Source organism: Pseudomonas sp. EggHat1, assembly GCF_014892995.1.
GTDB classification, from domain to species: domain Bacteria; phylum Pseudomonadota; class Gammaproteobacteria; order Pseudomonadales; family Pseudomonadaceae; genus Aquipseudomonas; species Aquipseudomonas chaetocerotis.
Genome location: NZ_JACKQK010000011.1, coordinates 213,625 through 233,578, shown reverse-complemented (window position 1 = coordinate 233,578; position 19,954 = coordinate 213,625). Strand labels below are relative to the sequence as shown.

At 65.3% G+C, this 19,954-nt stretch carries 19 protein-coding genes; 14 read left to right on the top strand and 5 right to left on the bottom strand.

Annotated features, from left to right (window positions below):
• The first annotated feature begins 84 nt into the window (after window positions 1-84).
• Window positions 85-990 (top strand): LysR family transcriptional regulator, encoded by a 906-nt coding sequence (locus tag INS93_RS17985; RefSeq protein ID WP_192984521.1) that lies wholly within the window; start codon window positions 85-87, stop codon window positions 988-990.
• 64 nt (window positions 991-1,054) lie between these two features.
• Here the strand turns inward: INS93_RS17985 and INS93_RS17980 are convergent, their stop codons facing one another.
• Window positions 1,055-2,026, bottom strand: a complete 972-nt coding sequence (locus tag INS93_RS17980; RefSeq protein WP_192984518.1) for a TAXI family TRAP transporter solute-binding subunit — start codon at window positions 2,024-2,026, stop codon at window positions 1,055-1,057.
• A 170-nt stretch (window positions 2,027-2,196) separates the two neighbouring features.
• Here INS93_RS17980 and INS93_RS17975 point away from each other — a divergent pair, with 170 nt between their 5' ends.
• The 3 genes from INS93_RS17975 to INS93_RS17965 all read left to right on the top strand — a co-directional run bounded on the left by INS93_RS17975 (window position 2,197) and on the right by INS93_RS17965 (window position 4,903).
• On the top strand, window positions 2,197-3,225 hold the full coding sequence (locus INS93_RS17975) for an AraC family transcriptional regulator (protein WP_192984516.1): 1,029 nt from the start codon (window positions 2,197-2,199) through the stop codon (window positions 3,223-3,225).
• Between the two features lie 167 nt (window positions 3,226-3,392).
• Window positions 3,393-4,394, top strand: a complete 1,002-nt coding sequence (locus INS93_RS17970) for an LLM class flavin-dependent oxidoreductase (protein WP_192984513.1) — start codon at window positions 3,393-3,395, stop codon at window positions 4,392-4,394.
• A gap of 83 nt (window positions 4,395-4,477) precedes the next feature.
• Entirely contained in the window at window positions 4,478-4,903 is a 426-nt protein-coding gene (locus INS93_RS17965; protein ID WP_192984511.1) for an OsmC family protein, read from the top strand.
• A 59-nt stretch (window positions 4,904-4,962) separates the two neighbouring features.
• On the opposite strand, the gene INS93_RS17960 is transcribed toward INS93_RS17965, so the two are convergent.
• The gene (locus tag INS93_RS17960; RefSeq protein WP_160016553.1) at window positions 4,963-5,385 is read right to left on the bottom strand and encodes a hypothetical protein; all 423 of its coding nucleotides are present in this window, start codon (window positions 5,383-5,385) and stop codon (window positions 4,963-4,965) included.
• 123 nt (window positions 5,386-5,508) lie between these two features.
• On the opposite strand from INS93_RS17960, the gene INS93_RS17955 reads away from it, so the two are divergent.
• Window positions 5,509-6,570, top strand: coding sequence for an aminopeptidase (locus INS93_RS17955; protein WP_192984509.1), 1,062 nt, complete (start codon window positions 5,509-5,511; stop codon window positions 6,568-6,570).
• A gap of 63 nt (window positions 6,571-6,633) precedes the next feature.
• Window positions 6,634-6,864, top strand: coding sequence for a DUF1161 domain-containing protein (locus INS93_RS17950; protein ID WP_160016551.1), 231 nt, complete (start codon window positions 6,634-6,636; stop codon window positions 6,862-6,864).
• Between the two features lie 74 nt (window positions 6,865-6,938).
• Here the strand turns inward: INS93_RS17950 and INS93_RS17945 are convergent, their stop codons facing one another.
• Window positions 6,939-7,586, bottom strand: coding sequence for an HAD family hydrolase (locus INS93_RS17945; protein WP_192984507.1), 648 nt, complete (start codon window positions 7,584-7,586; stop codon window positions 6,939-6,941).
• 166 nt (window positions 7,587-7,752) lie between these two features.
• On the opposite strand from INS93_RS17945, the gene INS93_RS17940 reads away from it, so the two are divergent.
• The 5 genes from INS93_RS17940 (at window position 7,753) to INS93_RS17920 (ending at window position 14,939) form a co-directional block, all read left to right on the top strand.
• Window positions 7,753-8,262, top strand: a complete 510-nt coding sequence (locus INS93_RS17940; RefSeq protein WP_192984505.1) for a sigma-70 family RNA polymerase sigma factor — start codon at window positions 7,753-7,755, stop codon at window positions 8,260-8,262.
• 1 nt (window position 8,263) lies between these two features.
• Window positions 8,264-9,211 carry a FecR domain-containing protein gene (locus INS93_RS17935; protein ID WP_192984503.1) on the top strand — a complete coding sequence of 316 codons (948 nt, stop codon included), beginning with the start codon at window positions 8,264-8,266 and terminating at the stop codon, window positions 9,209-9,211.
• A gap of 100 nt (window positions 9,212-9,311) precedes the next feature.
• The gene (locus tag INS93_RS17930) at window positions 9,312-11,795 is read left to right on the top strand and encodes a TonB-dependent siderophore receptor (protein ID WP_192984501.1); all 2,484 of its coding nucleotides are present in this window, start codon (window positions 9,312-9,314) and stop codon (window positions 11,793-11,795) included.
• 49 nt (window positions 11,796-11,844) lie between these two features.
• The gene (locus tag INS93_RS17925; RefSeq protein ID WP_192984499.1) at window positions 11,845-12,996 is read left to right on the top strand and encodes an efflux RND transporter periplasmic adaptor subunit; all 1,152 of its coding nucleotides are present in this window, start codon (window positions 11,845-11,847) and stop codon (window positions 12,994-12,996) included.
• The gene (locus tag INS93_RS17920; protein ID WP_192984496.1) at window positions 12,993-14,939 is read left to right on the top strand and encodes a MacB family efflux pump subunit; all 1,947 of its coding nucleotides are present in this window, start codon (window positions 12,993-12,995) and stop codon (window positions 14,937-14,939) included. Before INS93_RS17925 ends, INS93_RS17920 begins: the two co-directional genes overlap by 4 nt.
• Before the next feature lie 14 nt (window positions 14,940-14,953).
• Here INS93_RS17920 and INS93_RS17915 read toward each other — a convergent pair whose 3' ends face one another.
• Complete coding sequence (locus INS93_RS17915) at window positions 14,954-15,502, bottom strand: gamma carbonic anhydrase family protein (RefSeq protein WP_160016544.1); 549 nt, start codon at window positions 15,500-15,502, stop codon at window positions 14,954-14,956.
• Window positions 15,503-15,631: 129 nt separating this feature from the next.
• Here INS93_RS17915 and prlC point away from each other — a divergent pair, with 129 nt between their 5' ends.
• A complete protein-coding gene (prlC, locus tag INS93_RS17910) occupies window positions 15,632-17,680 on the top strand; it encodes an oligopeptidase A (protein ID WP_192984493.1) in 2,049 nt (682 codons plus the stop codon).
• Window positions 17,677-17,964, top strand: a complete 288-nt coding sequence (locus tag INS93_RS17905) for a YheV family putative zinc ribbon protein (RefSeq protein WP_017676141.1) — start codon at window positions 17,677-17,679, stop codon at window positions 17,962-17,964. The genes prlC and INS93_RS17905 overlap by 4 nt, the downstream gene beginning before the upstream one ends.
• A gap of 105 nt (window positions 17,965-18,069) precedes the next feature.
• Here the strand turns inward: INS93_RS17905 and INS93_RS17900 are convergent, their stop codons facing one another.
• Window positions 18,070-18,861: an AraC family transcriptional regulator gene (locus tag INS93_RS17900; protein ID WP_192984490.1), complete on the bottom strand. Its 792-nt coding sequence runs from the start codon at window positions 18,859-18,861 to the stop codon at window positions 18,070-18,072.
• 81 nt (window positions 18,862-18,942) lie between these two features.
• Here INS93_RS17900 and INS93_RS17895 point away from each other — a divergent pair, with 81 nt between their 5' ends.
• Window positions 18,943-19,929: a bile acid:sodium symporter family protein gene (locus INS93_RS17895; protein WP_192984487.1), complete on the top strand. Its 987-nt coding sequence runs from the start codon at window positions 18,943-18,945 to the stop codon at window positions 19,927-19,929.
• The last annotated feature ends 25 nt before the right edge of the window (window positions 19,930-19,954 follow it).

Genomic DNA, 19,954 nt, shown 5'->3' with positions numbered 1-19,954 from the left:
GGAGCGGCCGACCAATGAAAAGATAGTGGCAGCCCATAACCCCAGGTTATGCTCCGGCAAGTCTCGCGGGAACACAAACGGATCATGCGCCTACGTCATATCGAGCTGTTTCAGGCGGTCTTGCAAACCGGCAGCCTCACGGCTGCAGCTGAGTTGCTGCATATATCGCAGCCGGCCGCCAGCAAGATTCTCCAGCATGCGGAACAGCAGCTGGGCTTCGCACTGTTCAGCCGCGTGCGCGGCAAGCTGCTCCCCACCGCAGAAGCGCGGATCCTGCAGCAGCAGACCGAGCGACTGTCCGCCGAACTCCAGGATCTGCGTAGACTATCGGCCAGTTTGCGCCGTGGAGAAGAACGGGCATTGCGCCTCGTCTGTACCCCCACTCTGGCGCAGACCCTGCTTCCCGACGTGGTGTGCGGCTGGCGCGCCGAGTTTCCGCAGATTCGATGCGACCTCGCGACCCAGCACACCAGTGAAATCGTTCAGGCATTGTTGCTACGCGAAGCCGATCTCGGCCTGACTCTGCAGCGCGTCGAGCACCCGGATCTGCATACGGAAGTTCTGACACAGGGAAGGATGATGGCCATCGCGCCGCCAGGGTGGTGGAACGACGACGCGTGCACGACACCGATACGCCTGCAGAGCATGGCCGGCCTTAGCCTGATTGGCCTGGACACGCGAGACGCGCTGGGCGGCCTGTTGCGTGGGCACATCGAGGAGCTGGAGCCGCCTGCACGCATCGATATTTCGGTACAGACCTACCAGCTGGCCCGCATGCTGGTGGCGGCAGGACAGGGGCTGGCCCTGGTCGATCCTTTTACCGCACTGTCTGGCAACCTGGGCGACGTCCAGGCCCGCCCGCTGGAACCCAACATCCCTGTAACGCTGTACTTGCTGCGGCGGGTCGACGAAACACCCTCTGCAGCTCACCAAGCCCTGCTGAAGCGTCTGCAGACCCTGGCGATCGGTCTGCTTGAAGAACAGGGCTGAGTCATGCTCCTGAAAACAGAAAACCGCGGCCGAGGCCGCGGTTTTCTGTCAGCCGAAAGCTGGCTTACAGCCAGCCGCGTTCCTTGTAGTAACGCGCGGCGCCCTCATGCAGCGGGGCAGTCAGACCGACCTTGATCATGTCGGCTTCCTTCAGGTCGGCAAACGCCGGGTGCAGGCGCTTGAAACGATCGATATTTTCAAACACCGACTTGACCAGTTGATAGACCACTTCCGGATCGGCCTTGGCGCTGGTGGACAGCACGGCCTTGCCGCCAATGGACGGGGTCGGTTGATCGTTGCCCTTGTACAGACCGCCCGGGATATCGGCCTTGGTGTAGTAGGTCTTATCGGCCAGCAGCTTGTCGATCTCGGCGCCGGTCACCGGAACCAGAACGGCGTCGGTGGTGGTGGTGGCTTCCTGGATCGCGCCGTTGGGATGACCAACGAAGTAGGTCATGGCATCGATGTTGTTGTCACCCAGGGCGCTGGCCTGCTCGGCCGGCTTCAGCTCGGCAGCCAGGGCGAAGGCAGAACGATCCCAGCCTTTGACGGCCATGATCTCTTCCAGGGTGTCACGCTGACCGGAACCCGGGTTGCCAACGTTGACGCGCTTGCCCTTGAGGTCATCGAAGCTTTTGATGTTGGCATCACGACGGGCAAGGATGGTGAACACTTCGCTCTGCAGCGAGAACACGGCACGAATATCGCTCATCGCACCTTCAGCCTGGAACGGTGCAGCACCGTTGAGGGCCTTGAACTGGTGGTCGGACTGCATGATGCCGAAGTTGAATTCGCCGCTGCGAATGCCATTCACGTTGGCCACGCCGCCGCCGCTGGCCGGAGCGTTGCACTTGATGCCGTGCTCAGCCGAGCCACGGTTGAGGAAGCGGCAGATGGACTGACCGGCCACGTAGTAGACGCCGGTCTGGCCGCCGGTGCCGATGGTGACGAATTTCTCTTCGGCCTGTGCCATGCCACTCAGGGCAGTACCCGCGAGCGCGGCGGACAGGACCCATGCCAAGGATTTGCCTTTCATGGGATATCTCCTTTTTCTGTTGTTTTGAGCGAGCGTGCCTTGTGAGCGACGTCCGGGTGGGAAGTCTAACCGCTTGCGGCGATTATGCACGCCTTGTCGAACAACCTGTCGTAACTCCTTGTGTGAGGCGCGGGCTATCGTCTCCCCACGGCATTGGGCAGAATCAGCCAATGCCGAACGTCATTCACGAATCATCGCAGGCCTCGGTCAGCGCCAGTCTGACCCAGGCCGTGCTGCATGCAGCCAGCCGCCTCGGCCTTGATCGCCAGACTTTGCTCGATGCCTGCAAGTTGGGTGAGGAACAACTTGCCGACCCGGACGCACGTATTCCCTTCAGCGCCCAGCAAAGCCTCTGGCAGGCACTGGACACCCGTCTGCAGCACCCGGAGCCCGGCCTGTTGCTCGGGCGCAACCTCACCCCCGGTCCATTCAGCGTGCTCAGCTACCTGCTGCAGAGCAGCGCCACTCTGGACGATGCGCTGAACGCGGCATTGCGCTATCAACGCCTCGGCGGCGAAGGTGGCGAACTGCATATCGAGACGCGCGACGACAGCCTGTTGCTGCTGTACCGCCCATTGCATCCGCAGCATCCGGCAACCCGCATTCGCGTACTGGCGATGATGGCCTGCTGGGTGCAGATGACCAGGCCGCTGCTCGACGACTTCCATCTGCTCGGCGCGCAATTTCGCCACAATGCACCAGACGACCTTGCGCCCTATCAGGATGTGTTCGCCTGCCCGCTGCAGTTCGCCAGCGACGACTACGCCATCGCCCTGCCCCGCGCTTTGTGTCAGGTGCCCCTGATCCAGGCCAACCCGCCGCTGCAGCAACTGCTACGCCAGCATGCCGAAACCCTGCTCGCCCGCCTGCCCAGTGCCAGCCTCAGTGCGCGGGTCATCGGCCTGCTCGGCGAGCAACTGGCGCACGGCGAGCCCGACCGCGCCGAACTGGCCCGCGCATTGAATGTAAGCGAACGCACCCTGCAACGCAGGCTGGCCGAAGAAGGCTGCAGCTATCAGCACCTGTTGGCTGACACGCGCCGCCAGTTGGCCGAACAGCACCTGCGCGACGGACGCCTGCCTGCGGCGGAAATCGCCTTGCTGCTGGGCTACTCCGAGCCAAGCGTATTCTTCCGCGCATTCCGCCAATGGACCGGTCTGACCCCTGGCGAATACCGCGCCCAGCACGGCGCTGGCTGAGTCGCAGACTCACACTGCGCAGCGCTCGCAACCATCATGGCCCGGCGCTCCGATCCGCAGATCAGCCGGCCCATCAGCCATATTGATGATGACTATGCCTGGGCCTGGCGTGCGCGACATGCAGCCGAGACGTTAGAGTGGCCGGCCACGTAATGAGGAGACTCCCCATGAGCCGACTGGCCTCCATCAAGCTCTCCACCCTCGACCTGGCGCCGATTCGCGACGATGGTGATGCCGCTCAGGCCCTGCACAATTCGCTGGCGCTGGCCCGCCACGTCGAGAGCCTCGGTTTCGAGCGTTTCTGGGTGGCCGAACACCACAACATGGACGGCATCGCCAGCTCCGCCACCTCAGTGCTGATCGGCTACCTGGCCGCCGGCACCTCGAAAATCCGCCTGGGTGCTGGCGGCGTGATGCTGCCCAACCATGCGCCGCTGGTAATCGCGGAACAGTTCGGCACCCTCGCCACGCTCTATCCCGGCCGTATCGAACTTGGCCTGGGCCGCGCGCCCGGCGCCGATCAGTACACAGCTCATGCCCTGCGCCGTAGTCGCGATGGCAGCGCCGACGACTTCCCCAATGACGTCGAAGAACTGCAGGCCTACCTCGGGCCGCGCCAGGAAGGGCAGCGGGTGATCGCCATGCCCGGCGCGGGCACCAATGTGCCGCTCTGGCTGCTCGGCTCCAGCCTGTTCAGCGCCCAACTGGCCGGTATGAAAGGTTTGCCTTATGCGTTCGCCTCGCACTTCGCACCGCGCTACATGCATGAGGCGATCCGCATCTACCGCAACCACTTCCGCCCCTCGGCGGTGCTGGACAAGCCCTACGTGATGCTTGGCGTACCGCTGCTGGCAGCCGACAGCGACGAGCAGGCGCAGTATCTGGCCACCTCCGCTTTCCAGCGCATCCTGGCGCTGATCCGTGGCCAGAGCCTGGTACAGCGCAAGCCGGTGCCAAGCATGGACGGTCTGTGGCTGCCGCACGAGCGTCAGGCAGTGGGCGAGTTCTTCGGCCTGGCCACCATCGGCGGGCCGCAGACCGTGCGCCAGCGCCTGGAACAGCTGCTGGAGCAGACCGAAGCGGACGAACTGATCTTCACCTGCGACATGTACGACTTTGCCGATCGCCTGCACGCTTTCGACGTTCTTGCCGAGCTGCAACACGGCTGAACGCGAACTTGTAGGCGTGACAGCCCTCTGAATCAGAACAGGCCGCCAGACCGGTGGCCCCGTTCATACGATGGGAGACGCACATGAAGAAGACAGCTTCGGCCCACTGGCAAGGTGGCATCAAGGACGGCAAGGGCACCATCTCTACCGAAAGCGGCGTCCTCAAGGACTCGCCCTATGGTTTCAACACTCGCTTCGAGGGCAAGCCCGGCACCAACCCCGAAGAGCTGATCGGCGCTGCTCATGCGGGCTGCTTTTCCATGGCACTGTCCAAGGAGCTGGGCGACGCCGGCATGACCGCCGAGAGCATCGACACCAAGGCGCAAGTGACACTGGAGAAGGTCGAGGGCGGCTTCGAAATCAGTGCCGTGCATCTGACACTGCGCGCGAAGATCCCGGGCGCAGAACGCGCCGCCTTCGAGAAAGCCGTGGAAGCTGCCAAAACCGGCTGCCCGGTGTCCAAGGTACTGAACGCCACGATCACCCTGGAAGGCATACTCGAAGCCTGACCTGGTACCGGCGGCGCACCCGATTATCAGCGGAGTGCGCCGTGCGGATCAGGCGCGGCCTAGATGGCTGTCCCGCAACGCAGCACCTCGCCACGCGCCAGCACATTGCGCTGCTCGTCATACAGCCAGGCCTGCGCTTTCATCAGCTGTTGGCGCGCCTCGATGCGATAGCGCTGACCTGCAACGAAGTCGTCATAGCGCAAGCGAATCTCGCAGGTCATGCGCAATGGCTCGCTCTGCATGCCAATCGACCCGCCGCTACGCACCTCGAACTGGAAGCGTGTTTCCAGCTCATGCTGGCCGGGTGTCACCTGAAAGTAGCGGCCATCCGGCCAGCGCTTGTCATCCAGGCGGTCGGCCATCAGCAGGGTGTCGGCGCTGGAATACAGCTCGACCCAGGCCTGCTGTGGGTCGGGCTTGGGCAGGGGTGAAGCACAGGCCCCGAGCATCAGCAGGGCGGGAGCGAGAAACAGGGCGCGCATGGCGACCTCCACGATAGGGTTCAGACACCAGCCTACATCGGGAGGCGGGCAAAACCGAGGCGAAACGGCGTATTCACACGCATGGGGCTGGAGACAAGCAACGCGATCAGCTAGCGTGACGGCATGCCCAACGCCTCTCCTAAAGACCTGCTGCGCCGCTGCGCGGTTCCCCTGCTCGCCCTGCTGCTGGGCGGCTGCTCGACCCTCGACTACTACGCTCATCTCGGTCAGGGCCAATGGCAGCTGCTGCAGGCACGCCAGCCAATCGAACGCCTGCTGCACGACCCTGCTACCGACCCCGATCTGGCCAGGCGCCTGACGCTGAGCCAGCAGGCGCGGGACTTCGCCAGCGCCAGCCTGCAGTTACCGGAGAACCGCAGCTATCGCCTGTACGCCGACCTGGAGCGCCCCTTCGTGGTGTGGAATGTCTTCGCCACACCGGAGTTCTCCCTCGACCCCGAACTGCATTGCTTCCCTATCGCCGGTTGCGTCGCCTACCGCGGCTATTATCAGCAGGGCCGTGCACGCGGCACTGCTGCTCTACTGCGCCAGCAGGGACTGGACACCTATATCGGTGGCGTCGAGGCCTACTCCACCCTGGGTTGGTTCGACGACCCGCTGCTCAACACCATGCTGCGCTGGAGCGACGAGCGCTTCATCGCGGTGATCTTTCATGAGCTGGCGCACCAGCAGTACTACCTGCCGGGCGACACCGCCTTCAACGAATCCTTCGCCACATTCGTCGAACGCGAAGGCCTGCGTCAGTGGCACGCGGCCCGTGGTGAAACGCCGCCAGCCGGTGACGACCGCCAGCGCCAGCAGTTCATCGAACTGGTGCTGACCAGCCGCGAGCGTTTGCGTCGGTTGTACACCAGCGACCTGCCGGAGTCAGACATGCGCACCGCCAAACAGGCCGAGTTCGAGCGCCTGCGCAGCGACTACCGAGCATTGCGCCAGCGTGAATGGGGTGGACAGGGTCGCTATGACGCCTGGATCGAAAGCCCTCTGAACAACGCCAAGCTGCTGCCCTTCGGCCTCTACGATCAATGGGTGCCGGCTTTCGCCGCACTGTTCACGCGCGAGGGACGGGACTGGCGCGCGTTCTACGCCGCCGTGACCGCGCTCGGTCGGCTGCCGGAAGCGGATCGTCGGGCCGCGCTGGAAGGCCTGATGCAAACCAACTAGAACTGCGGGGCACATTGCCAGTCCAACCTATTCAGGTTTCGCCCAACACCGGAGGTACAAGCGATGCAACGACTGATTCCCGCCCTGGCCCTGATGCTTCTTGCTGGCGGCGCGCTGGCCGCGCCCAAGCCCTGCGAAGAACTCAAGCAGGAAATCGAAGTGAAGATTCAGGCCAACAACGTGCCCAGCTACACCCTGGAAATCGTGCCCAACGACGAAGTTCAGGATCAGAGCATGGTCGTCGGCAGCTGCGACGGCGGCACCAGGAAGATCATCTATCAGCGCAACGGCTGATACGCCCCTGTAGGAGCGAGCTTGCTCGCGAAGCTTTCGCTTTCATTCGCGAGCAGAGCTCGCTCCTACAGTTCTCAGCAGATGAATGCCCGGCGCATTTCCTCCAGCGTCTCGAAATGAAAGTCCGGCGCCTCGCCGAGCAACTCCTCACGACTACCGAAGCCGTAACCGACCGCCACCGCCTGCAAACCATTGCTGCGTGCGCCGATCAGGTCATGCTTGCGGTCGCCGATCATCAGTGCCGAGCCGGGCGCCAATCGTTCCGAGTCCAGCAGATGCGCCAACAGCTCCACCTTGTTGGTGCGGGTACCATCCAGCTCACTGCCGTAGATGCGCTTGAAGTAGCGGTCGAAGCCGAAGTGCCGGGCGATTTCCTCGGCGAACACCGTCGGTTTGCTGGTCGCGATATAGAGCGTGCGGCCCTGCGCCACCAGCGCCTCGAGCAGAGTTTCCACGCCGTCGAACACACGATTTTCGTACAGCCCGGTAACCCGGAAGCGCTCGCGGTAGTGATTGACCGCCTGCCAGCCGGTGGCCTCGTCCAGCGCGTAAGTCGCCATGAAACACTGCAGCAAGGGCGGGCCGATGAAATGCTCCAGCGCGGTCAGGTCCGGCTCATCGATGCCCAGCTTGGCCAGCGCGTACTGCACCGAACGGGTGATGCCCTCGCGCGGGTCGGTCAGGGTACCGTCGAGATCGAAGAGGATGGTCTGGTAATGCATGGCGTTGGGCGCTAATCCGCTGATTGATGGCTGCAGGATAAGGTAATTGTCGGCGCGACCCAATTCACCAGTACCTCCGACCGGCCGACAGAAGATGCATAATTCTGCTGGAAGATAGCGAATGACATTTATTATCATTCACTCGCATCCGCCCTGAGCCACCTCCATGTCCAGCCCCGATCAGACCCTGCAACACGCCGTGCACCGGCTCTACGACGAGCACCACGACTGGCTCAGAGCCTGGCTGCGCAAGCGCCTGGACTGTTCGGAGAGCGCCGCCGACCTGGCTCAGGACACCTTCGTCCGCGTGCTGCTGACGCGCAAGGCGTTCGACCTGCGCGAGCCGCGCGCCTACCTCAGCAGCATCGCCCGCAGCCTGCTGATCGACCGCTTCCGGCGGCGCAGCCTGGAGCAGGCCTACCTCGAGACCCTGGCCAATCTGCCCGAACCGCTGGAGCTGTCTCCGGAGGCACGCAGCATGCTTCTGGAAACCCTGCTGGAGATAGACGCCCTGCTCGACGGCCTCGGTGCGCGAACACGACAGATATTCCTCATGGCCCAACTCGATGGCCTCAGCTTTGTCGACATCGCGCGGCGCCTCGGGCTGTCAGTCAACACCGTGCGCAAGCACTTCGTGCGCGCCGTGGCGCACTGCCTGCTGCTGATCGGCGACTGAGATGCGCGACGAGCCTGACCTGCAGGTCCTCGAAACCGCCGCCCAGTGGTACCTCGAATTGCGCGACGCCGCCCCCGGGGCGCCACAGCATGCCGCCCACCGCCAATGGCTGGAACGTGACCCGCGCCATCGCCAGGCCTGGGCGCGTGTGGAAAGACTGCAGAGCACCTTCGCCGCCCTGCCTGCCACGGTGGCCCGTCCGGTACTGGATGGCGAACGTCGCTCGCGACGACAGTTGGTCAAGGCGCTCGGCGTGCTCCTGGCGTGCGGCGGCAGTGGCGCCCTGGCCTGGCAGGCGACGCCCTGGCGCGACTGGTTGGCCGAGCAGCGCACCGCCGTCGGCGAACAGCGCCGCCTGCATCTGGACGACGGCAGCGAGCTGCAGCTCAACACCGACACTGCGCTGAACCTGCGCTTCGATGCGCACAGCCGGACGATCCAGCTGCTCCGCGGGGAGATCCTCGTGCACAGCGCCGCCGATGTCGCGCGCCGCCCCCTTGTGGTGTACAGCCCGCACGGCAGCGTGCGCGCCCTGGGCACCCGCTTCACCGTGCGCTGCGAGGATCATCGCACCCACGTCGGTGTGCTGCAGCATGCGGTAGCGGTGACTCCGACCAGAACCGGCGTAGCGCCCCAGCGTCTCGAGGCCGGGCAACAGCTGTGGTTCTCCAGCAACCAGCTGTACCCCAGTCGCCCGCTGCCGGCCAATGCCGACGCCTGGAGCCGTGGCCTGCTGATCGTCAGCGACTGGCGCCTGGCCGAGCTGACCGCCGAACTGGCGCGCTATCGCCCCGGCCAGTTGAGCTGCGACCCGGCTGTGGCCGACCTGCGCCTGTCCGGGGCTTTTCATCTGCAGGATATCGATGCAGTGCTGGCCAATATCGCCAGCACCCTGCCGGTGCGCATCCGCTATTTCACGCGGTATTGGGCTCGCATCGAAGCGAGCTGAGAAAAAATTTGATCCCAGGGGTTGTTGATTCCGATTCTCGTTCGACTTGGAAGTTAACGGCGCTGCAGACGCCACCTGCCAAGACCCGATAGGAAACTCCATGGCCAATCCGTTCCGTGCTTTCTCCCCTTCGCTCCGCGTGTCGCCTCTGCACCAGGCCGTCCGCCTGGCCCTGCTCGGCGCGACCCTGGCCGCACCGCTCGTCGGCGGTCTGTTGCTGGCGCCGCCGGTGCAGGCGCAGGAGCGCGCGGCCGAGTTCGACTTCGCAATCGCCGCCGGCTCGCTGGAGGCGGCGCTGATGGAGTTCTCCGCCACCGCTGGGGTCACCCTGTCGTTCGCGCCGCAGGCCGTGCACGGCCGCCAGTCCGCCGGTCTGCAAGGGCGCTATGCCAGCGACGCGGCGCTGCAGGCACTGCTCGCCGGCAGTGGCCTGCAGGCACAGCGCCAAGCCAACGGCAGCTACTCGCTGCAGCCCGTGCGCGATGACAGCGCGTTGAACCTGGGCGTCACCACCGTCACCGCCAGGGGCCTGGACGCCACCACCGAGGGTAGCGGCTCTTACACCAGCGGGTCGAGCAACACCGCACTGAAGCTGCCTTTGTCGCTGCGTGAGACACCGCAGGCGGTCAGCGTGATAACCCGCCAGCGCATGGACGACCAGAACCTCACTCAGTTGCTCGACGTCGCCCGCCAGACCCCGGGCCTGAGCGTCAACCAAGCGGGTAACGCCGGCTCCGACAGCAGTGAGATCTATTCACGCGGCTTCGCCGTGGAGAACTACCAGATAGACGGCGAACAGTTGCTCGACAGCAACTACAACTCCATCTTCCAGACCAGCGACATGGTCATCTATGACCGCGTCGAGGTGCTTCGCGGCGCCACCGGTCTGATGAACGGCATCGGCACCCCCGGCGCCACCATCAACCTGGTGCGCAAGCGGCCGACCGCCCGGTGGCAGAGCAGCGTCACCCTCAAGGGCGGTTCCTGGGACTACCAGCGCGGCGAACTGGATGTCGGCGGTCCGCTCAACGCCGAGGGTACGCTGCGCGCCCGCATCGTCGGCGCCTACCAGGAGAACGATTCGTACGTCGAGCGTCTGCACGAGCGCAAGCAGGTACTCTACGGCATCGTCGAAGCCGACCTCAGCCCGGACACCCTGCTGACCCTCGGTATGGACGCCCAGTACCACGACGCCGACAATCACTCGCGCGGCGGCCTTCCGCTGTTCAACCAGGACGGATCGCGGACCGACTGGTCGCGCTCGGACTCAGCGGCAGCAGCCTGGGCCTCTTCCGAGAGACACTTCGTCTCCGCCTTCGCCACCCTCGAACACCAGTTCAACGATGCCTGGAAGGTGCGCGCCAACCTCAGCCAGGGCCGCTTCGAGTACGACGAGGTGCTCGGCTACGCCGCCGGCGGCAACCCTAACCCGGCCACTGGCACGGGCGTCAACCTGTGGGCCGGGCGCTGGGAGGCCAAGCCGGTACAGACCGGCATCGACCTAAGCAGCATCGGCAGCTTCGCCCTGTTCGGCCAGGAGCACGACGCGGTGCTCGGCTACTCCCGCCATAGCACCGACTACAAGGCCCCAGGCTACAACCTGTGGTGGCACGACAACTGGGACTGGAGCATCGAGGACATCTACAACTGGGACGGCAAGCAACCGGCCCGGCCGGACATGCCGGCCGTCAGTCGCATCGACACCAGCGAGCAGCAGAGCGGTGCCTACGCCAATACCCGGATCAGGGCCAGCGACGACCTGTCGATCATCCTCGGCGGCCGCGTCAGCAACTGGGAAAGCACCAAGAAGACCGATAACTTCGATCCCAGCCAGGCCGACAGCGTGGATAAACGCAGCGAGTCCGGGGTCTTCACGCCCTATGCCGGGGTGGTCTACGACCTCGACCAGCACTGGTCGCTCTATGCCAGCTACACCTCGATCTTCAAGCCGCAGAGTCGCATGACCAATACCGGTGGCTACCTGGACCCGCTGGAAGGGGTCGGCTACGAGATCGGCAGCAAGGCAGAGTTCTTCGATGGTCGCCTCAACCTCGGTCTGGCGCTGTACCAGATCGAGCAGGACAACCTGGCAGTGGCCGTTCCCGGAGAGTTCGCCCCCGACGGCAGCCAGGCCTACCGTGCCGAATCCGGCACCGAGACCCGTGGCGTCGAGGTCGAAGTCAACGGCGAGCTGGCTACCGATTGGCAGGCCAGCGTCAGCTTCAGTCGCAACCTGGTGCAGGACGCCGATGGCCACAAGCTCAACACCAACATCCCGCAGAACACTTTCAAGCTGTTCACCAGCTACACCCTGCGTGGTGTCGGCAACGGCCTGACCCTGGGCGGCGGGGTCAACTGGCAGAGCGAGATCTACAGCGACGGCGTCGGCCCGGGACGCAATCAGCGCTTCACCCAGGACGACTACGCGCTGGTCGATCTGATGGCGCGCTACCCGCTAAGCCGCCAGCTCAGCGCCACTCTCAACCTCAACAACCTGCTCGACGAGAAGTACTACACCAGTACCTCCTCCAGCTACTACGGCGCCCCACGCAACGCCAGCCTCGGCCTGCGCCTGGAGTTCTAAGAGTAGGGCGGCAGGCCTCGGCCTGCCGCCCCCGCCAAGGACGTGAAACATGCGATCACTGTTAACCCGCGGCCTGCCGGCGCTGCTGCTCACCCTGCTGCTGGGCGGCTGGTGGTGGCAGAGCGGACCGCCCGAGCGCTATCTCAGCCAGCCCATCGCTCGCGGCGATATCGAGGCCACGGTGGTGGCCATCGGCACCCTGAAACCGCGCCAGTCGGTGGAGGTCGGCGCACAGGTGTCCGGCCAGGTCACCCGCCTGCACGTCGAGCCCGGCGAACAGGTCAGGCAAGGCCAACTACTCGTCGAGATCGACGCCAGCCTGCACCAGGCCGAGGTCGAGGCCGACCGCGCCGCGCTCGAAGCCCTGCGCGCACAGCTGGCCGAGCAGCAGGCGCAGCTCGACCTGGCGCAACAGCAGCATGCGCGCCGGCAACGTCTGCTGGCCGCCGCCGCCACCCGCGTGGAAGAGGTGCAGATCGCCCTGGCCACTCTGCGTTCGGCCGAGGCTCGGCAGCGGCAACTGCGCGCGCAGATCGCCGAAGCTCAGGCGCGCCTGCGCGGCAACGAGGCGCAGCTCAGCTACACACGGCTCTACGCACCGATCGACGGCACCGTGCTGGGCATCGACGTCAAGCAGGGCCAGACCCTCAATGCCACCTATCAGACCCCGACCGTCATGCGCATCGCCGATCTCACCCAGATGACCGCCTGGGTCAAGGTTTCAGAGGCCGACATCCGCGCGCTGGAGCCGGACATGCCGCTGTACTTCTCCACCCTGGGTGGCGACGAGCGGCGCTGGGACGGTCAGATCCGCCAGGTACTGCCAGCGCCGCCGCTGGAGACGTCCGCCGTCGGCGACGGCGCGCCGAGCAGCACCCAGGCCGTGCAGTACACCGTGCTGTTCGACGTGGACAATCGCGACGGCGAACTGCTGCCGCAGATGACCGCGCAGGTGACGTTCATCACTGCCGTGGCCCGCGATGTGCTCACCGCCCCGCTGGAAGCCCTCACCCAGCAGCCCGGTAACCCCGGACTGTTCGCCGCCCGCGTACTCGATGCCGAGGGCCGTGCGCAGCCACGCGTGGTGCGTGTCGGAACACGCAGCCGGCAGAGCGCCGAAGTGCTCGCTGGCCTGACCGAAGGCGAACGTCTGATCACGGGCGAACACCTCGACGAACGCCCGCCGAGGTTCCAGTGGTGACGCCTGCGCTGATCGAACTGGACGACATCCGCCGCCATTACGGCGGCGCGGGTGGCGCGCCGGAAGTCGAAGTCCTGCGCGGTATCAGCCTGCAGATCCACGCCGGCGAGTTCGTCGCCATCGTCGGCGCCAGTGGCTCTGGCAAGTCGACGCTGATGCACCTGCTCGGCTGCCTCGACCGTCCCAGCGCCGGCCACTACCGCTTCGCCGGCCGCGACGTGGCGCAACTGAATGCCGACGAACTGGCCTGGATGCGCCGCGAGGCGTTTGGTTTCGTGTTCCAGGGCTACCACCTGATCGCCACCGAGTCGGCGCGCGAAAACGTCGAAGTGCCGGCGCTCTACGCCGGCGTGCCAGCCGCCGAGCGCCGCGCACGGGCCAGCGCTCTACTCGACCGCCTCGGCCTCGGTGAACGCCTGGAACACCGTCCAGCCCAGCTCTCCGGCGGCCAGCAGCAGCGCGTGTCGATCGCCCGCGCTCTGATGAACGGCGGTCGCATCATCCTCGCCGACGAACCCACCGGCGCTCTCGACAGCCACAGCGGCCGCGAGGTCATGGCGCTGCTGGGCGAACTGGCCGACGCCGGCCACACCATCATTCTCATCACCCACGACCACAATGTCGCCAAGCAGGCCCGGCGGATAATCGAGATTCGCGACGGCCAGATCGTCGCCGACAGCGGCGCGACTCCCCCCCAAAGCGCCCAGGTGCCTTGGGATCTGCAACACGCTGGAATCGATAGTGGCGCCAGCTTCTGCGGCGAACTGGGCGAGGTACTCCGCGCCGCCTGGCGGGTAATGGCGTTGAATCGCTTCCGCACCGCGCTGACCCTGCTTGGCATCGTCATCGGCGTGGCTTCGGTGATCGTCATGCTGGCCATCGGCCTGGGCACCAAGCAGCGGGTCGTCGCGCAGATGGCCTCGATGGGCGCGACCATGATGTACCTCGGCGGCACCCAGCCAGAGGAAGGCGGCCCGGAAGGCGTGGTCACCCTGGAGGACCTCGAAGCCATCGCCGGATTGCCCGAGGTGCGCGCCGCCATGCCGGTGATCGGCGACCCGCTGACCCTGCGCCACGGCAACGTCTCACGACGCGTCTACACCCTCGCCGGCACTGATGAGATGCCGCGCATTCACCACTGGCCGGTGGCCCTGGGACGCTTCTTCAGCGCCGCCGATGACCGCGCGCTGGCCCCGGTGGTGGTGCTCGGGCACAAGGCCCGGCAGCAGTTCTTTGCCGGCATCGACAACCCGCTCGGCCGCCAGTTGCTGATCGCCGATGCTCCCTTCGAGGTGATCGGGGTGATGACCGAGAAAGGCGCCGACTCGGGTAACGAGGACTACGACGAGATGGTCTTCATCCCCTACCGCTCCGGTCGCATCCGCGTATTCCAGGCCTTCGATCAGCCCGACTACTCCGTAGTCGACGCCACCTCGAGCGAGCAGGTGCTGGCCGCCGAAGCCGCCATCCGCGGGCTGATGCGGGCCCGCCATGGCCGCGACGACATCGCCATCGGCAACGCCGCCGCCAAACTGCTGGCCGAGGCCAAGACCCAGGACAGCATGACCCTGCTGCTTGGCTTGATCGCCGCCGTGTCCTTGCTGGTCGGCGGCATCGGCGTGATGAACGTGATGCTGATGACAGTGCGCGAACGARCTCGCGAAATCGGTATCCGCATGGCCACCGGCGCACGCCAGCGCGACATTCTGCGCCAGTTTCTCAGTGAAGCCGTGCTGGTCACCCTGCTCGGCGGCAGCGCCGGCGTGCTGCTCGGCCTGGCAGCCGGCGCAACACTGCTGGCCGCTGGCGTGCCACTGATATTTTCCCTCAGCGCGATCGTGCTGGCGTTCACCTGCGCGGTCGCCACCGGCCTGCTGTTCGGCTACCTTCCGGCGAAGACCGCAGCGGCCCTCGACCCGGTCACAGCGCTGAGCAGCGAGTGAGGTGATGCACGGCACTAAGCTCCGCAGGCATAGCCTTCGGCCAGGTGCAGATCCTTGAGCTTCACGTAGTTGCCGGCCGTGTAGCTGAAGAAGTTGCGCTCCTTATCGGTCAGCGGGCGCGCCTGTTTCACCGGGCTGCCGACGTACAGGTAGCCGCTTTCCAGGCGCTTGCCAGGCGGCACCAGCGAGCCGGCACCGATGATCACCTCGTCCTCGACCACCGCGCCGTCCATGACGATGCTGCCCATGCCGACCAGAATCCGGTTGCCCAGGGTGCAGCCATGCAGGGTGACCTTGTGCCCGACGGTCACCTCGTCACCGATGATCAGCGGGTAGCCATCCGGGTTGAACGGTCCGGCGTGGGTGATGTGCAGCACGCTGCCGTCCTGCACGCTGGTGCGCGCACCGATGCGGATGCGGTGCATGTCGCCACGGACCACGGTCATCGGCCAGACCGAGCTGTCCTCGCCCAGTTCGACATCGCCAATGACCACGGCAGAAGCGTCGACGAAGACGCGCGCGCCGAGTTGTGGAGCGTGCTGCTGGTATTTGCGAATCGCCACGATAGAAGCTCCTGAGCTGCGGGAAAGCTTGATTCTAATTAAGATGACCCCCATGTCGGTTGCTATCGCGCCAGAATTATTGCCGCTCTGCGCCGCAACCCCACATTCATTCGCCACAGGTGCCTCGTCGTGACCGCGAACAATCCCCTGCTGCAAGACTTCGACCTGCCGCCCTATTCGCAGATCAAACCGGAACACGTCGAACCTGCCGTCGACCAGATCCTGGCAGACAGCCGCGCTGCCATCGCCAAACTGCTCGAACAGCAGCAGGCCAACCCGAGCTGGGACGGCCTGGTACTGGCACTGGACGAACTGGGCGCCCGCCTGGGCCGAGCCTGGAGCCCGGTGAGCCACCTCAACGCTGTATGCAACAGCGCCGAGCTGCGCGCGGCCTACGAGGCCTGCCTGCCAAAACTGTCGGAATACTGGACCGAAATGGGCCAGAACAAGCCGCTGTTCGAGGCTTATGACGCGCTGGCCAAGAGCCCGGCCGCCGCCAGCTTCGATGTGGCGCAGAAGACCATCCTCGAACACGCCCTGCGTGACTTCCGTCTGTCCGGTATCGATTTGCCGGCCGAGCAGCAGAAGCGCTATGGCGAAATCCAGATGCGCCTCTCCGAACTGACCAGCAAGTTCTCCAACCAGTTGCTCGACGCCACCCAGGCCTGGACCAAGCAGGTCACCGACGAAGCCGTGCTGAACGGCCTGACCGACTCGGCCAAGGCGCAGATGAAACAGGCCGCCGAGGCCAAAGGCCTGGACGGCTGGCTGATCACCCTGGAATTCCCCAGCTACTACGCGGTGATGACCTACGCCGACGACCGCGCCCTGCGCGAAGAGGTCTACGCCGCCTACTGCACCCGCGCCTCCGACCAGGGGCCGAACGCCGGGCAGAACGACAACGGCCCGCTGATGAGCGAGATTCTCGACCTGCGCCAGGAGCTGGCGCGCCTGCTCGGCTTCGCCAACTACAGCGAACTGAGCCTGGCCAGCAAGATGGCCGAGAACACCGACCAGGTGCTGAGCTTCCTGCGCGACCTGGCGGTGCGCAGCAAACCCTTCGCCGAGCAGGACCTGACCGAGCTCAAGGCCTTCGCCGCCGAGCAGGGCCTGGATGACCTGCAGAGCTGGGACGTCGGCTACTACAGCGAGCGCCTGCGCCAGCAGCGCTACAGCATCTCCCAGGAAGAAGTGCGCGCCTGGTTCCCGGTGGACAAGGTGCTCACCGGTCTGTTCGCCATTGTGCATAAGCTCTACGGCATCGAGATTCGCGAGCTGAAAGACTTCGACACCTGGCACCCGGACGTGCGCCTGTTCGAGATTCAGGAGAACGGCCAGCACGTTGGGCGTTTCTTCTTCGACCTCTACGCCCGTGCCAACAAGCGCGGCGGTGCCTGGATGGACGGCGCCCGCGACAAACGCCGCAGTGCCGACGGCCAACTGATCGCCCCGGTGGCCAACCTGGTGTGCAACTTCACCCCGCCGGTCGGCGGCAAGCCGGCGCTGTTGACCCATAACGAGGTCACCACCCTGTTCCACGAATTCGGCCACGGCCTGCACCACCTGCTGACCCGCGTGGAGCACGCCGGTGCCTCGGGCATCAACGGCGTGGCCTGGGATGCGGTCGAGTTGCCGAGCCAGTTCATGGAAAACTGGTGCTGGGAGCCGGAAGGCCTGGCGCTGATCTCCGGCCACTTTGAAACCGGCGAGGCGCTGCCACAGGCCATGCTGGACAAGATGCTGGCGGCGAAGAACTTCCAGTCCGGGCTGATGATGGTGCGCCAGCTGGAGTTCTCCCTGTTCGACTTCGAGTTGCACGCCACCCACGGCGACGGCCGCAGCGCGCTGGACGTGATCGAGGCGATCCGCAGTGAAGTCTCGGTGCTACGCCCGCCGGCCTACAACCGCTTCGCCAACGGCTTCGCACACATCTTCGCCGGCGGCTATGCAGCCGGTTACTACAGCTACAAGTGGGCCGAAGTGCTCAGCGCCGATGCCTTCTCCAAGTTCGAGGAAGAAGGCGTGTTCAACGCCGATACCGGCCGCGCCTTCCGCGAAGCGATCCTGGCCCGTGGCGGCTCGCAGGCGCCGATGGTGCTGTTCGTCGACTTCCGCGGCCGTGAGCCGAGCATCGACGCCCTGCTGCGTCACCTCGGTCTGAGCCAGGAGGCAGCATGAGCGATGCGCCTGTGAACAGCACGCCGAAACGCTTCATCGCCGGCGCCGTGTGCCCGGCGTGCAGCGAAACCGACAGCATCAAGATGTGGAACGTCGACGGCGTGCCGCACCGCGAATGCGTCAAGTGCGGCTACGCCGACACCCTCGACGCACGCGGCAACTCGGTGCCCAAGGAGATCCCCACGCGGGTCAACGTCAGCGGCCTGAAGCCCAAGGCTGCCGACCCCAACGTGCAGGCGGTGCAGTTCTTTCCCAACCCGAAGCTGAAGAAGCCGAGCGAGTGACGCGTGGGTTAGCGGCGCCGCAGCGCGTAGCCCGGATGCAATCCGGGGCAGTGTGCCAAGCATTCCGCGGATTGCATCCGGGCTACGCAACGGCCGCTCGGTAGGTTAATCGCGGAAGAACTCCCCCGGTGTTGCGCCGAACTGGCGGCGAAAGGCGGCGATAAAGGCCGATAGCGAGTCGTAGCCGCAGGCCAGCGCCACGTCGGTGACGCGCTCGCCCTGCTCCAGCGGGGTAAGCGCATCGAGCAGGCGCTGGCGCTGACGCCAGACGCGGAAACTCAGGCCCGTTTCGCGCAGGAACAGCCGGCTTAGGGTCTTTTCCGAAACACCCAGGCGCTCGCCCCACTCGCCCAGGCCAAGCTGGCGCAGGTTCGCATCCTCAAGCCCCTGACAGACCTCGCGCAGCCGCGCATCCTGCGGCAGCGGCAGCATCAACTCAACGTCTGGTGCAGCCCGCAGTTCGTCCAGCAGCACTGCCGCCAACCTGCCCGGCGCCCCCTGCTCGTCGTATTCGGCCGGCAGCGCGCTGAAACCGCGAATCAGCTCGCGCAGCAGCGGGCTGACCGCCAGCACCCGACATTCATCCGGCCCCCAGGGCACCGCGCTGCCGTCGATGTACAGGCTGCGCATCTCGGTACGTGGCGAGCTGAATACCTGATGCTCGACACCCGCCGGTACCCACACCGCCCGCTGCGGCGGGGCGACGAAGCGGGCGCCAGCGGTCTGCACCTCCAGCACCCCGGCGATGGCGTAAGACAGCTGCACCCATGGGTGGGTATGGCGGAAAGTCAGGGCGCGGTTGGTCAGCGACTCGGTGCGGCCATACAGCGGCCGAGGCAGGCTGGGCAGCTCGGGCAGGCTGCGATGCAGGGTGGCGGGATGTCTGTTTGGCGACACTTGCTGGCTCTTTAGCGTTAGCCGGAAATTTTCGACGACGATAGTCTGGCGCCCTCCTGTATCGCAAGCCCGAGATTCGCCATGTTCCTGCGCCGCCTGCTGCCCGACAATTTCACCCTGACCCTGCTTGCCGTGGTGCTCGCCGCCACGTTGCTGCCTGCCAGCGGCCAGATTGCGACGATCTTCGAGTGGATCACCAACCTGGCCATTGCCCTGCTGTTCTTCATGCACGGCGCCAAACTGTCGCGTCAGGCGATTCTCGCTGGCGCCGGGCACTGGCGCCTGCACCTGTTGGTGTTCGCCTGCACCTTCATCCTCTTCCCACTGCTCGGCCTGGCGCTCAGACCAGCGCTTGAGCCGCTGTTGGGTAAAGAGCTGTACCTGGGCATGCTCTACCTGTGCGCCCTGCCGGCCACCGTGCAATCGGCCATCGCCTTCACCTCGCTGGCGCGCGGCAACATCCCGGCGGCTATCTGCAGCGCGGCGGCCTCCAGCCTGCTCGGTATCTTCGTCACCCCGCTGCTGGTGGCCATGCTGATGGGCGTACAAGGCGACAACGGCTCGACCCTCGACGCCATCGGCAAGATCAGCCTGCAGTTGCTGCTGCCCTTCGTTCTCGGTCAGATCGCTCAGCGCTGGATCGGCGGCTGGGTCAACCAGAACAAGAGCTGGCTGAAATACGTCGACCAGAGTTCGATCCTGCTGGTGGTCTACACCGCCTTCAGCGCCGCAGTGATTGGCGGCCTGTGGCAACAGGTGCCGCTGGTCACCCTGCTGACCGTGATAGCCGCCTGCTGCGTGCTGTTGGCCCTGGCCCTGGTGCTGACCCACCTGCTGGGCAAGTGGCTGGGTTTCAGCCTGGAAGACCGCATCACCATCCTCTTCTGCGGCTCGAAGAAGAGCCTGGCCACCGGTGTACCCATGGCCCAGGTACTGTTCGCCGGCAGCACCATCGGCGTACTGATCCTGCCGCTGATGCTCTTCCACCAGATCCAGCTGATGGTCTGCGCGGTGCTGGCGCAGCGTTATGCCAAGCGCGAGGAAGCGCCGCAGATCGCGACCGTTTGATCGACGCCACGACAGAAGGGACTTG